Genomic DNA, 12,985 nt, shown 5'->3' with positions numbered 1-12,985 from the left:
ATGCTCGGGTTCTACATCGCACTGGTGGGCGCGACGGCGGTCGAGCGCCTTGCCGAGCTCGTCGTGTCGACCCGCAACGCACGGTGGTCGTTCGCCCGCGGCGGTGTCGAGTCGGGGCGGGGACACTTCCCGGCGATGGTGGCGCTGCACAGCGGGCTCCTGGTGGCCTGCGTCCTCGAGGCCGTGCTCGCCGACCGGCCGTTCCTGCCATGGCTCGGCTGGCCGATGTTCGTGCTGGTGCTGGCGAGCCAGGCGCTGCGGTGGTGGTGCGTGGCGACGCTCGGGCACCGCTGGAACACCCGCATCATCGTGGTGCCGGGGCTGCCGCTCGTGTCCGCCGGACCGTACCGGTGGATGCGTCACCCGAACTACGTGGCGGTCGTGGTCGAGGGCTTCGCGCTCCCGCTGGTGCACACGAGCTGGGTCACGGCTGTGGCCTTCACCGTGCTGAACGCGATGCTGCTGGCCCGCTTCCGCATCCCGGCCGAGGAGCGAGCGCTCCGGTCGGCCCCGCGCGGGGCCATGGACGCGGGCCCGGACGGCGCCGTGGACGCGACCCCGGACGGGGCACGGTGAGGAGCGTGCGCCACGGCGGCCTGGACGCGGATGTCCTGGTGGTGGGTGGCGGACCGGTCGGACTGGCGGCGGCGATCCACGCGCGGGCCGCCGGGCTCGACGTCCTGGTCACGGACCGGCGGACGGGCACGCTCGACAAGGCATGCGGAGAGGGTCTGTTCCCCGGCGCCCTGTGCGCCGTGCAGGCGCTCGGCGCCGACCCGCCGGGCCATCCGCTCGCCGGGATCAGCTACCGGGCCCCCGGCCGGCACGCCGACCACCGGTTCGCCGCCGGGCCGGGCCGCGGCGTCCGGCGCACCGCTCTGCACGAGGCCCTGTGGAAGCGCGCGGCCGACGTCGGTGCGTCGTTCCTGCACGGCCGGGTCACGGGCCTGCGGCAGGACGCCACGGGGGTCGAAGCCGAGGTGGCGCCCGGCGGCGCGGACGGCACAGGCGCGCACGGCGTCGGTGTGGACGGCGTCGGCGCGGGACGAGCCCCGGTCACGCTGCGGGCCGGCTGGGTGCTCGGGTGCGACGGCCTGCACTCCACGGTTCGCCGGCTCGCTGGGCTCGACGTCGGCACCGGCCCGCGCGCCGCCCGGCCGGCGTCCCACCGTTACGGCCTGCGCCGGCACTTTCAGGTCCAGCCGTGGACCGACCTGGTCGAGGTGCACTGGTCGCCGCACGCCGAGGCCTACGTGACACCGGTTGGCGCCGATACCGTCGGCGTCGCGCTGCTCGGGCCTCGTGCGGTGCTCGGTACGGGGTTCGACGCGCTGCTGCGTGCGCAGTTCCCGGAGCTCAGCGCACGGCTCGCCACCGCGACGGACACCGGTTCGCTGCTCGGTGCGGGTCCCCTGCGCCAGCGCTCGCGTCGGCGTTCCGCCGGACGGGTGCGGCTCGTGGGCGACGCGTCGGGCTACGTCGACGCCCTCACCGGCGAGGGCGTCCGGGTGGGGCTCGCCCAGGCGGACGCCGCCGTCCGGCACCTCGACGACGCCGACGCGTACGAGCGCGCGTGGCGGACGGCTACCCGCGACTACCGCGCGCTCACCACCGGGCTGCTCGCCTGGGCCTCCAGCCCTGCCCGCCGGGCCATCGTGCCCGCCGCGTCGCGGGCGCCGTGGCTCTACGGCGCCGTCGTCGAGCGGCTGGCACGCTGACCTCCGGCGATGTGGTCCTGCTCAGGACACGACGCCGGTAGGGTTTCGACGTGAGCCGGTGCGGAGGTCGGCGCGGAGAACGAGGGGGCGGGCCGTGAGCGTGACGTTGCAGGATGTCGCTCGCCTGGCCGGCGTCTCGACCAAGACCGTGTCCAACGTGGTGCACGACTTCCCGCGGGTCGCCGACGAGACGCGACGCCGGGTGCAGTGGGCGATCGACGAGCTCGGCTACCGGCCGAACCTGTCCGCGCGGGGGCTGCGGTCGGGCCGGACGGGTGTCATCGAGCTGTCGGTGCCGGAGCTGCGGCAGAACTACTTCGCGGAGCTCGCCGACGAGGTCATCAGGGCCGCGGAGCAGCGCGGCCTCGGTGTCCTGGTGGAGCAGACCGGTGGCGACCGGCAACGCGAGATCGATGTCGTGACCCGTCGGCGGCCGTACCTGACGGACGGGCTGCTCTACGCGCCCGAACGGCTCGGGACCGAGGACAAGGAGCTGCTCACCGACCGGTTCCCCAGTGTGCTGCTGGGCGAGCGCATCTTCGGCGGGCCGACGGATCACGTCACCATGCACAACACGAGCGCGGCGAAGGCCGCCGTGCAGCACCTGATCGAGGTGGGGCGCAGCCGCATCGCCGTCATCGGCGCCCATCCGGACGGTCAGGTGCAGATGCGCGCGGCCGACCTGCGCATCAAGGGTTACCGCGAGGCGCTGGCTGAGGCCGGGCTGCCCGACGACCCCGAGCTCGTCCGCGTGGCGGCGCCCTGGTTCCAGTGGAACGGCGCGGAGGCGACGCGCGAGCTGCTCCGCTCCACGGTGCCGTTCGACGGTCTCTTCTGCCTCAACGACGGCCTGGCGCTCGGCGCCCTGCGTGAGCTGGCCGCGGCGGGCGTGCGGGTGCCGGACGACGTCGCGGTCATCGGTTTCGACAACATCGACGAGAGCCGGTTCTCCGTCCCGTCGCTGACGACCGTGGACGCGGGGCGGGCCGAGATCGCGCGGATCGCCGTCGACCTGCTCGTGGAGCGGATCGACGAGCAGGGGCCTCGGCAGGAGCCGAGGCTGATCAAGCCGCCCTTCCGGATCGTGCGCCGGGAGTCCACGGGATTCGCCGAGCCGGACGCCGCCGACGCCGCGGTGTAGGTGAGCCCTGTGCTCGACGCTCTTCGACGCGATGGACACCGCCCAGCAGGCGGTCCTGCTGGGCTCCGTCGACGAGGCGCTGCGGGACGTCCAGGACCAGGTCCAGCCACAGATGGAGCAGTACTGTCCCTACGCGCTGCCGAGCGACTGCCGGCAGGGTGCCCGAACGAGGTAGACGCCGTCGGCCCGGATCCCGGTGCGACGCCTCAGCGGCCCCTCGCCGTGAGGAACTGTTCCGGCCGCAGCGCGCGGGAGACGATCCTCGTGTCGCCGATCCAGCCGTAGAAGCCCTGCTCGTACCGCTCGGCGGACTGGGTGGCGCCGATGACGAACGGCTTGCCCAGCGTGGAGATGCCCCGCGACTCCTCGGCGGCGTTGCGCACGATCTTCGAGCCGTCGACGTACATCACCGTGTGCCGCCCGTCGTTGACTATCGCGACGTGCATCCACCGGCCCACCGGGATCGCGTGGCTCCAGGAGGTGGGGTCGGCGTCGACCGGGACCGGATAGACGACGAACTGCAGGAACCGCTCGCCCGACAGGTTCAGGCTGCACGTCGGCTCGTCGTCGGACCAGCCGCTGTGCTTGCCCGCGTCGCCGGCACGACCCTCCCAGCTCAGGATGCCCATCCAGGAGTGGTCACCCTCGAACGGCTCCGGCAGCTTGAGGAACGTCTCGATCGTGTAGCCGGACTCGAACTTCGCGCTGTTGATCGGCGAGTCGGGGCCGGTCCGCAGCACCGCGCCGCGGTCGGGCTGCTTGCCGCCGTCGAACCGAAGGCTCGCGTGCGCCGGCTGGGCGTCGTGATGCTCGGCCGACCAGGTCAGCGCCTCCGGGCGGCTGGTGTGCAGGAGCTCGGAGGTCAGGTCGTTGCCGTTGCCCGTCAGGTCGCGGGCGACGGTGCCCGGCGCCACCGGGGCGCCGTCGGCCACCGCCGCGGCGACCCCCGCCTCGTCGAACCGCCAGTACGCGACGGTGCCCCGCGGCATGACGGCCGACGGCGGGCGCGGCGCCGGCAGCAGCGGCGGGGCGAACGCGGCGAACCGCTCGTCGAAGTCGATCTCGACGGTGAACCGGTCGACATCGCCGCTGAGCTCGACGTGCTCCGCCTCGAGCGGCGTCGGATCGCCCTTGGCCAGCAGCCAGGGCGAGAACGTCTCGACGTCGATCACGCCGCGGGCCAGGTCGAAGGAGTAGTACCGCACCATGCCCGCGCCGCCGTAGTAGCGGTCCTGGTAGTTCGTGATGTGCAGGTGCACGGGGTTGCCGTCGTCGTTCGTCATCGTCGTGCGGCCCGACGGCCAGTAGTGCCCACCGAGCGCGAGGAAGATCTGGTCGTTGCCCCGGATCAAGCGGTCCCAGAGGCGCTGCCCGTGGTCGGACAGGTGGGCACGGCCGTCGTCCTCGGCCCAGACCAGGTCGTGCGTGGTCAGGATCGCCGGCAGCGTGGCGTGCTCGTCCAGCACCCCCTGGGCCCAGGCGAGCCCGGCGTCGGACAGGCGCCAGTCCAGCGCCAGGACCAGCCACTCCCGCCCGCCGCCGCGGACCACGTGATAGCTGTTGTAACCGTCGGCGGACGAACCGCCGTAGGTGCTCATCCGCGAGAACCGCTGCGGCCCGAACGTGCGCAGGTACGGTGTGTCACCCCGCTGGTCGTCACCCGAGACGTCGTGGTTGCCGGCCAGCACGCTGTACGGCAGCCGGCCCGCGGCGTCGAACGCGCGGCTCGCCGCCCGCATCTCGGTCGCGGTGCCGTGCTCGGTGACGTCGCCGAGGTGGGTCATGAAGACGACGTTGTCCCGCGCCTGCCCGCGCACCAGGTGGCGCAGCGTGGCATGCACCGGCTCGGCGTCGGAGCCGCCGTCGTCCAGGAGGTACTGGGTGTCCGGCAGGACGGCGATCGTGAACTGCGGAGCGGTCGTGTCGGGCCGGCCGCCGTTCGGCGTCGTCGGCGCGGCGGGTGCCTGCGCGGCGGACGCCGACGTCGTCGCGGCGCTCGCGGAGGCCGCTGAGATGATCGGGACAGCCGCTGCGGCCCGGAAGAGGGACCGGCGGGAGAGCTTGTTTTCCACGCCTCGATCGTGGCGGGGCTTGCTGGCGCCGGGGTGACGCGCAGTGGAACGGGGGCTGACCAATCAGGGCGGCGGTGTCACTCGCGCCGCCCGCCCCGTCGTCAGGGTGAACACGTATTCACCACAGGACGGGAACACTTCATGACCAAGACGTGGTTCGTCACCGGTACGTCGCGGGGCCTGGGCCGCAGCTTCGTCGAGGCCGCGCTGTCCCGGGGCGACAGGGTGGCTGCCAGCGCCCGGGACGTCACCAGCCTGGACGATCTGTCGCCACCCGGAGCGGCAAGAACCCGGACCCGCTCGACAACGGCCACATGGCCACGCTGAACCCGGCCTACGACGGGCTGCGCGTGCGCCTGGCCGGAGTCATGAAGGACCAGCCCGCCGGCGATCCGGCAGCCGCGGCGCAGGCCCTCCTGAAGGTCATCGGCGCGGGACTGCCCCGCACGGGCACCAGCTCGCTCGAGGCGGCTCTGGATCGCCCCGGGTTCGGGCCCACGTAACACATGTTCGAGCTCACGCGGCATCCCGAGGCGAACGGGCATAGCGCGAGAACCGCGGCGTCGTGGGCGTGTGCCCACGACGCCGCGGCCTGCGGACTGAACGCGGCTCAGACTCAGCGCGGCTCAGTACGAGCAGTTCAGTACGAGCAGGTGTTGAGCATGCTCTGCAGCGCGGACTTCTCCGCGGACTGCAGGTGCAGGCCCCAGCTGTACTTGGTGTGGATCCACCACTTCGAGTACGCGCAGCGGGCGCCGGACCGCGGCGGCTGCCAGGTGGAGGGGTCCTGATCGCCCTTGGCCTGGTTCACGTTGTCGGTGACGGCGATCAGCTGCGGGCCGTTGAGGTCGTTGGCGAAGCTCTGTCGCTTGCTGGTGGTCCAGTGCTGGGCGCCGGAGCGCCAGGCCTCGGCCAGGGCCACGATGTGGTCGATGTCCAGGTCGGAGGCCTGGGTCCAGGTGGCGCCGTCGTAGTAGCTGTACCAGCTGCCGGAGGTGGGGTAGCAGTCGGCGCCGACGGTGACCGAGTCGGCGTCGCGCTTGAGCACCGTCTCCCGCGTGTTGCAGTTGCTGCCCTGGCTGATCCAGTGCGGGAACAGGTCGCGGGAGTAGCCGGTCATCGACTCCTCCGAGCGGACGGTCAGGGCGTTGAGCTCGGACTGTGCGGTGGCCTTGGACGGCGTCCCGGGCGGCAGCGCACCGGCGGGCGGGGCGGCGACGAGCGTGATCGCGGCGAACAGCAGCAGCGTGATGACGGCGGTGAGCAGACTGTTCAGGGAGATTCTCGGCGAGAGCGTCACTGGGGACCCTTCGGGCAGACGATGCGACGCTCACACTGTGCCCGCCTCGGGTAAAGAGTCCGTTTTGTGGCAATGGCGCGGGTGTGAAATCTTCGCGCGGCGGTTCCGGCGCAGGTCGCCAAAGCCGACCTAGGGGCCCCAGCACGGAGCGAGCTGACCACAGCACTTTCTGCCAGGCGGGGTCCCCTTCCGGCAGAAAGTGCTGTGGTCAACTTGGGTCAGACGACACGACGATTCTTGGAGGCTGGCAGCGTGGGACTGGTGGACGATGCGGCGCTGATTCTTGACGACCTGGTCGCCCTGCGGCGGAGGCTCCATCAGCACCCCGAGCTGGGCCTGCACCTGCCCAAGACCCAGGCGGCGGTCCTCGAGGCGCTGGGCGGTCTGCCGCTGGAGATCATGACGGGTGCAGGGCTCAGCTCGGTGGTGGCCGTCCTGCGCGGGGACCTCCGAGGGGCGGCGGGGCAGACGCCGACCGTGCTGCTGCGCGGCGACATGGACGGCCTGCCGATCGTCGAGGACTCGGGCGAGCCGTTCGCCTCGACCACCGGAACCATGCACGCGTGTGGGCATGACCTGCACGTGGCCGGCCTGGTCGGCGCCGCGCGGCTGCTCAGCGCGCGGAAGCACGAGCTCGCGGGCAACGTCGTCTTCATGTTCCAGCCGGGCGAGGAGGGTCCCGGAGGGGCGCTCCCGATGATCGAGGAGGGCGTTCTCGATGCGGCCGGCACGCCCGTCGACGCCGCGTTCGGGATCCACGTCACGGGCCTGTACAACAGGGGACTGTTCGTCTCGAAGGCGGGCCCCGCCTGGGCCGGCAACGGCATCCTGAGCGTGACAGTCCGCGGGAAGGGCGGTCACGGCTCGTCGCCCTGGATGGCGGTCGACCCGGTCACGGTCGCGGCTGAGGTCGTCATGGCGCTGCAGTCCTACGTGACGCGGCGGATCAACGTGTTCGACCCGGTGGTGATCACGGTGGGCCAGTTCCATGCGGGAACGGCGTCGAACGTGATCCCGTCGACGGCCCAGCTCCAGGCGTCCGTGCGGACCCTGTCGAACGCGTCGCTGGAGCAGCTCGCGGCCGAGCTGCCGCGGCTCGTGCAGGGCGTGGCGGGCGCGCACGGCTGCACCGCTGACGTCGACTTCCAGCAGGAGTACCCGGTGACGGTCAACGACGTCGACATGTGGGAGCACGCGAAGACCGTCCTCACCGGGCTGTACGGGGCGGAGCGGGTCTTCGAGCGGCCCGACCCGATCATGGGGGCGGAGGACTTCTCCTTCGTCCTGGAGCGGGTGCCCGGATGCTTCATCCAGCTCGGCGCCCGGCCCGACGACGTGTCCGCGGAGGGCGCGCCGTCCAACCACTCGGCGACCGTCCGGTTCGACGACTCACTGCTCGGCGAGCAGGCGGCGGCCCTGGCCGAGCTGGCGGTCACGACCTTGGCGAAGCTGGTCGAGCTCCGGCCGGACGCCGCCGCCGGCGTTGCGCACTAGGCCCTAGAACGACGGGGTAGGCGCCTTTCGACTTCGGTCGGTTGCACGGTACTGGTCTGACTTCGGTGGGTTGCGCGGTGGCTGGTCCGACCGAAGTCGGATCAGCCACCGTGCACTGCCGTGGTCAACTCGCGGGGTCAGCCCCGGCGCCAGAGCTGGGCGTTTGCGCCGTTGCAGGTGTACATCGACAGGCGCGCGCCGTTGGCGGTGTCCCACTCGTAGTTGTCGAGGCACAGCCCGCTGGTGCGGTTGCGCAGCGAGAACCAGCCGTTGCCCCGGTCGATGACCGACCAGTCCTGGTTGGTGCCGCCGGTGCAGGTCCAGAGGCCGACGTCGGCGTTGAGCGCCGTCGAACCGTTCAGGTTGTCCAGGCACTTGGCCGCGTGGAGGTTCTTGATGCGGTAGTACCCGCCGACGTAGCTGAACTCCCACTTCTGCGCCGCAGCGTTACTGCACGTGTAGAGCTTGACCAGGGCGCCGTCGGCGGTGTTCCACTCGTAGTCGTCGACGCACTTGTCGCTGTGCCGCCCACGGATGCCCGGCTGTCCGGAGCCGGTCGCCTGCGGCTGGCCGAAGAACGGGTGGCCGTCGGCCGCCCAGTAGAGCTGCTGGACCCGGGTGTGCCGATTGGGGTCCGTCAGGGCGTCGGGGTTCGGCGTCGCGTAGTTGCGGGCGTGGTAGACGAGGATGTCCGTGACGCCGTCCTCGGCGACGGTAAAGCTTCCGTGGCCGGGCCCGTAGACGCCGTTCGCCGTCTGGAAGACCGGCGTCGACCGCTTGGTCCACGAGGACGGCGACAGCAGGTCGGCCGACGCCGACGCGGACACCACGCCGAGCTTGTACCGGGAGTCGGTGGCGGACGCCGAGTACGCGACGAAGACCCGCCCGTTCTTGACGATCGGGGACGGTCCCTCGACCACGCCGGCGACCCCCTCCATCTCCCAGGAGTGCGTCGGCCGGGCGATCTCGATCGCGGTGGCGGTGTCGATCGTCGTCGGCGACGTCATGCGCGCCAGGTACATGTGGCTGTTGTAGCTCGTGCTGGGGCTGTCCTGCGCCCATGCGAAGTACCGGGTGCCGTTCAGGGTGAACGACGCCGGGTCCAGCTGGAAGGACTCCCAGCCCGTCGTCATGCGCTGCGGTGCCGACCAGGTGCCCGTCGTCGGGTTCGCCGACGTGTTGCGGATCCAGTACAGACGCTGCGCGAACCGCGACGAGTCCGGCGACGCCGAGAAGTACATGTACCAGGCGCCGTCGACGTACTGGATGTCGGGCGCCCAGATCCAGCCGCTCAGGCTGCCGCTGGACGGCGCGGTGAACGCGGTGACCGGGGTGGCCGAGCCGAGGCCCGCGAGGGTCTGCGAGCGGCGCAGCTCGACGCGCTTGTAGTCCGGCACGGACGCGGTCATGTAGTAGTAGCCGTCGGTGTGCTTGTAGATCGCCGTGTCGGCGCGTTGTTCCACGATCGGGTTCGGGACGTCGATGTACTGGGCGGACGCCGGAGCGACGGGTATCAGGGCGAGGGCCACGAGGGCGGCGGTGCCCGCCGCGAGCAGCCGACGGCACAACCGCGGCAGTGCGGTGGCGAGGGGCGATGAGGGCACGGGATGACTCCTTCGTCATCGGCGATGTGAGCGCTAACATGGCGAACTCTGGCGGAGTCGGGGCTGTTTGGTCAAGGCGGATGGTGCGCGGGTTGCTGCGCCGACGAGCGGTTCATGGGGCGCGACGTCTGGTGAGCAGATCAGCATCGCTGACGATCCCTGCCAGGTGCACCGCCAGCCGCAAGATTGTGCGGGGCGATACCGCGGAGGCGACGCGGTTGGGACCCCTCCCGGGTGCGAGTCGGTAGAAACGCAGATGTCGACCGACCAGGAGGATCTGATGCTTCGCCACCCTGCCCCGCTCGTCATGGCCGGGCTCGCCCTGGCGCTCTCCGCGTGCACGGGCGGTGCCGCTCCCGATGCCGTCCCGTCTGCGCAGGACCCGACGCCGTCCGTGTCGTCACCCGCCCCCACGGCGTCCGCCGCAAGTCCCACGCCGGAGCCAGAACCTTCGTCACCGGAGCCCGAGCCGAAGCCCGAGCCGCTCCGCGCTGCCGACGGCCAGCGGTACAAGGCCTGCGCCGATGGCGCGTGCGAGGTGCTCGTGACGGTGGGGACGAAGTTCGCGCTGGACCCGAGCGTCGCCGGCGGCATGGAAACGTTCGAGATCACCGATATCGAGAAGGACAGCGTAGGTGCGGACTTCGACGGTCCGGGTCAGAACATCCACGCCGTCGGTGTGGTCGGGGGCTTGTTCACGGCGAACGGCCTTCCCTATTCGGTCGTCGACGTGCGGGGCAACCAGGCGGTGATCCGTCTCGGCAAGTGACGAACGCAGTCGGGCACGGCACCCGACCCGCGACGAGGGATGACATCGAGTCAACCGTCGTCACAGGTCAGGCGCCGCGCCCGTAGTGGGAACCTCAGGGCTCCTGGTGCTCCCCTTCCGAACCGGACGCCGCCAGCTCAGCCTGCCCACCTGCGCGCCGGTACCGGGACCACAGGATGAGCGCCGCGCCCGCAGCGATCAGCAGGCTCGCGACCAGCACCGCAGTACCGGTACCCGACGAACCGGTCGCGGCGAGCTCACCGTCGTCGGGGCCGTCCGCGCCGTCCGCGGGCGGCTGCACCGGGTCCTTGGTCGGCGACGGCTCGGGCTCAGGGCCGTCCCCGGTGCCGGGCGGCGGAGCCGGCGTCGGCGGACCGGACGGCGGGGGCGTCGTCGGCGTGGGCTTCGGGCCGGGATCGCTCACGACCACGGTGTCCCCACCGAGGTAGCCGGTGCTGCTGTCGGTGTCGCCGTACCGCACGGTCTCCAGCGTCGACTGGCTCGTGGTGACCGGCATCTCCGGGTGTTCTGCCTGGAAGCGCACCCGGTTGATGTTCTCCTTGGGCTGCTTGTCGAACATCACGCCACCCGTGTAGAACTCGTACTCGAGCACCACGCCGTCCTCCTCGTACTCCCGGGTGAAGTGGAAGTCGCCCTCGTAGTACGACTTGCGGTACTCGGCGAAGATCTCGTCCCGGTCCCATTCGGTGCGGGACGGCCACTCGGTCGCGTCGTCGGAGCCGATGATCGAGTTGTAGGCACCAGCACGCTCCGCGTTGCGCTCCTTGACCCACTCCGCTGCCACACGGGACGTGTAGACCGTGCGCAGCTCGGCGTACCGCGCGTCCGCGTTCACGATGTCCTCGACCTCGGGGGCGATGATCTCCTGGATCTGGCGGTCGTTGTGGTCCTGGACCCACTGCGGCTGGTCGCACGCCGGGCCAGGAAGCGTGTCCCACGGCTCGACGCTGACGTTCAGCGGGGCGTCGATGATGTAGAACCTGCCGTCCTCCTCGCGGACCTGCGCCGGGTGGGGCTCGATCCACATGCGGTACCCGCTCCAGCACGGGGCCCCGTTCTCGTGCTCGAGGGAGTCCCAGAAGCGGTCGCCGACCGGGTTGCCCGGCGCCATCAGGCGGGCGAAGTCGTGCTTCATCTCCAGGTCCGCCTCCAGCAGGACCCGCCCCGCGTCCGTCTCGGCGAACTTGTCGTCGACGATCACGTCCGGCTGATCGGGGTGCAGGTTCACCCAGAAACGGTTCGGGTGCAGCGCGAGCCAGGTGAAGAACGAGTCGGACGCCAGGTCGAGCCTGCCCTGGCCGCCCCAGGACGGGTTGGCCTCGTCGTCGTTCAGGCCGGCCTTGAAGGAGTACTCCATGCCCTCGCCCTCGACGGGCTCGGTGATGTACCGCAGCTCCAGCGAGGTCCAGTCGATGCCGCCCGGGGCTCGGACGGCGTTCCCCGCGCTCGGCGCCCTGCGGAACGCGTCAGCGATGCGCCGGGCGTCGTCGGGGGTCCGGCCGGACTGGCGCGCCAGATCGGCCACCGGGCTCTGGGGGAACATGTGCAGGTTCGCCCCGGGGATCCGGTGCGTCCGGAACGCGTTCGGCACCGCTGTGGACTTGGTGGGCACGTAGACCCTGCGCTCGACCGGGGCGTACGTGTGGTGCCCGATACCACGGCCGGCGAGCCGCTGCTGGTCGGCGGGTGTGACGTTCCGGCCGACGACGGTCGCCCGGGCACTGGTCTTCTGTGCGAGCTTCTGGTCGAACCGCTCCTGCCACGCGTTCTGCACCTTGCCGGCCTTCGCGTCCATCACGTGCTTGATGTTCTTGGCGGCGTCTCGCCGGGCGAAGTCGACCACCCGGTCCTTCTTCACGAACTTGTCTGCGAGCCTCTTGGCCTCGCGGTCGGTCTTGCCCGCCGCCTTGTGCCGATCGAACTCCTCCTTGTGGATCTCCGCGCGGATCTCCTTGAAGAGCTTGGGGTGGTTCTCCTTGATCGAGTACTGGCAGTACCACTCGTCACCGCCGAGCTCCATGAACTCCGCGACGTCCTGCTCGTACGCCGGGCCTCGGCGGCCGTTCCCCTCACCGTTGATGTAGCTGTACGCGAGGTAGTCCTCGAACGTGCCGGGGTCGGTGCCCTTCTCCGTGTGCTTGTCTACGTGCTTCTTCCAGTGCTGGTAGGCGTGGTCCGGCGTCGCGTTGTCGTACTTCTTGTCCACGTCGATCTTGGCGAGCTGGCCGCGTGTGGGCGGCTTCAGGCCGGACAGCGCCAGACGGGGCCAGTTGAGGTCGTACGTCCGCGCGATGTCCCCCTGGCTGCGGTACTGGTACGGACCTCCCGGGCGTTCGCCCGGCAGAGTGCCGGGCCTCGGCGTGCCCTTGACGTTGTACGTGTCGCGGCAGGTCTTGGCCACCTTCGGAGCCGCGAGCGGGTCGATGCCGTTCGGGTCGTCCTGGGCGCTAGGACCCTTCGCCGCGGGACGCTCACCGGCCTTGCCGGTCTCGTCGGCAGGCTCCGAGGCGCCGTCGGTCGGGTCCGGCGTGCCGCCGGCCGCCGGTTCGCCGTCGCTGCTGGACGGGCTCGGAACGGGGGAGCTGCTCCCCGGATCCGGCTCGTCGCTCCCAGGCCCGACGAGCCCGTCGAGAAGCCCGTCGAGCAGGCCGCCCTGGTCGTCCGAGGTCTCTGCCTGCACCGACTTGGCCTGCACCGACTGGGAAGCCGACGCCGTTGCCAGGCCCGGCGACAGCACCAGCAACGCTGCCAGGATGCCGACGAACCACCGTCTTGGTCGGCCGCCGAATCTGTCACTTCTCCGCACCATCACGCGCCCCTGTCTGAGGGCACACCGACGACTCAGCGCGATGTGCGTGCCCTCTGA

The 12,985-nt window shown here is 71.1% G+C and carries 11 protein-coding genes and 1 pseudogene; 8 read left to right on the top strand and 4 right to left on the bottom strand.

Features of this window, described 5'->3' with window-relative positions; genetic code table 11:
* From EW117_RS07665 to EW117_RS29350, 4 genes are all read left to right on the top strand, one after another.
* Complete coding sequence (locus EW117_RS07665; RefSeq protein WP_129785309.1) at positions 1–576, top strand: isoprenylcysteine carboxyl methyltransferase family protein; 576 nt, start codon at positions 1–3, stop codon at positions 574–576.
* 5 nt (positions 577–581) lie between these two features.
* Positions 582–1,718 carry an NAD(P)/FAD-dependent oxidoreductase gene (locus tag EW117_RS07660; protein ID WP_242504146.1) on the top strand — a complete coding sequence of 379 codons (1,137 nt, stop codon included), beginning with the start codon at positions 582–584 and terminating at the stop codon, positions 1,716–1,718.
* Between the two features lie 94 nt (positions 1,719–1,812).
* Positions 1,813–2,859, top strand: a complete 1,047-nt coding sequence (locus EW117_RS07655; protein WP_129785307.1) for a LacI family DNA-binding transcriptional regulator — start codon at positions 1,813–1,815, stop codon at positions 2,857–2,859.
* Positions 2,860–2,890: 31 nt separating this feature from the next.
* Positions 2,891–3,034, top strand: coding sequence for a hypothetical protein (locus EW117_RS29350; RefSeq protein WP_165362569.1), 144 nt, complete (start codon positions 2,891–2,893; stop codon positions 3,032–3,034).
* A 31-nt stretch (positions 3,035–3,065) separates the two neighbouring features.
* Here EW117_RS29350 and EW117_RS07650 read toward each other — a convergent pair whose 3' ends face one another.
* The gene (locus EW117_RS07650; RefSeq protein ID WP_129785305.1) at positions 3,066–4,931 is read right to left on the bottom strand and encodes a LamG-like jellyroll fold domain-containing protein; all 1,866 of its coding nucleotides are present in this window, start codon (positions 4,929–4,931) and stop codon (positions 3,066–3,068) included.
* A 141-nt stretch (positions 4,932–5,072) separates the two neighbouring features.
* Here EW117_RS07650 and EW117_RS29345 point away from each other — a divergent pair.
* A pseudogene (locus EW117_RS29345) lies at positions 5,073–5,198 on the top strand (short-chain dehydrogenase/reductase); the annotation flags it as partial.
* 47 nt (positions 5,199–5,245) lie between these two features.
* On the top strand, positions 5,246–5,434 hold the full coding sequence (locus tag EW117_RS29340; RefSeq protein WP_207211791.1) for a sulfotransferase: 189 nt from the start codon (positions 5,246–5,248) through the stop codon (positions 5,432–5,434).
* A 137-nt stretch (positions 5,435–5,571) separates the two neighbouring features.
* Here the strand turns inward: EW117_RS29340 and EW117_RS07640 are convergent, their stop codons facing one another.
* Positions 5,572–6,231: an HNH endonuclease family protein gene (locus EW117_RS07640; RefSeq protein ID WP_242504145.1), complete on the bottom strand. Its 660-nt coding sequence runs from the start codon at positions 6,229–6,231 to the stop codon at positions 5,572–5,574.
* A gap of 252 nt (positions 6,232–6,483) precedes the next feature.
* Here EW117_RS07640 and EW117_RS07635 point away from each other — a divergent pair, with 252 nt between their 5' ends.
* Positions 6,484–7,725 (top strand): M20 metallopeptidase family protein, encoded by a 1,242-nt coding sequence (locus EW117_RS07635; RefSeq protein ID WP_129785303.1) that lies wholly within the window; start codon positions 6,484–6,486, stop codon positions 7,723–7,725.
* A 137-nt stretch (positions 7,726–7,862) separates the two neighbouring features.
* On the opposite strand, the gene EW117_RS07630 is transcribed toward EW117_RS07635, so the two are convergent.
* Positions 7,863–9,329, bottom strand: coding sequence for a family 43 glycosylhydrolase (locus EW117_RS07630; RefSeq protein ID WP_207211790.1), 1,467 nt, complete (start codon positions 9,327–9,329; stop codon positions 7,863–7,865).
* 280 nt (positions 9,330–9,609) lie between these two features.
* Between EW117_RS07630 and EW117_RS07625 the strand changes: the two genes are divergently transcribed.
* Complete coding sequence (locus EW117_RS07625; RefSeq protein WP_129785301.1) at positions 9,610–10,098, top strand: hypothetical protein; 489 nt, start codon at positions 9,610–9,612, stop codon at positions 10,096–10,098.
* A gap of 94 nt (positions 10,099–10,192) precedes the next feature.
* Here EW117_RS07625 and EW117_RS07620 read toward each other — a convergent pair whose 3' ends face one another.
* Positions 10,193–12,862, bottom strand: coding sequence for a hypothetical protein (locus EW117_RS07620; RefSeq protein ID WP_129785299.1), 2,670 nt, complete (start codon positions 12,860–12,862; stop codon positions 10,193–10,195).
* Positions 12,863–12,985: the final 123 nt, after the last annotated feature.

Origin of the sequence: Promicromonospora panici (assembly GCF_900608595.1) — a bacterium.
In the GTDB taxonomy this organism is placed as follows: Bacteria; Actinomycetota; Actinomycetes; order Actinomycetales; family Cellulomonadaceae; genus Promicromonospora; species Promicromonospora panici.
Note: the sequence above shows the minus strand (reverse complement) of the source record. Positions and strands in the feature narration are given on the sequence as shown.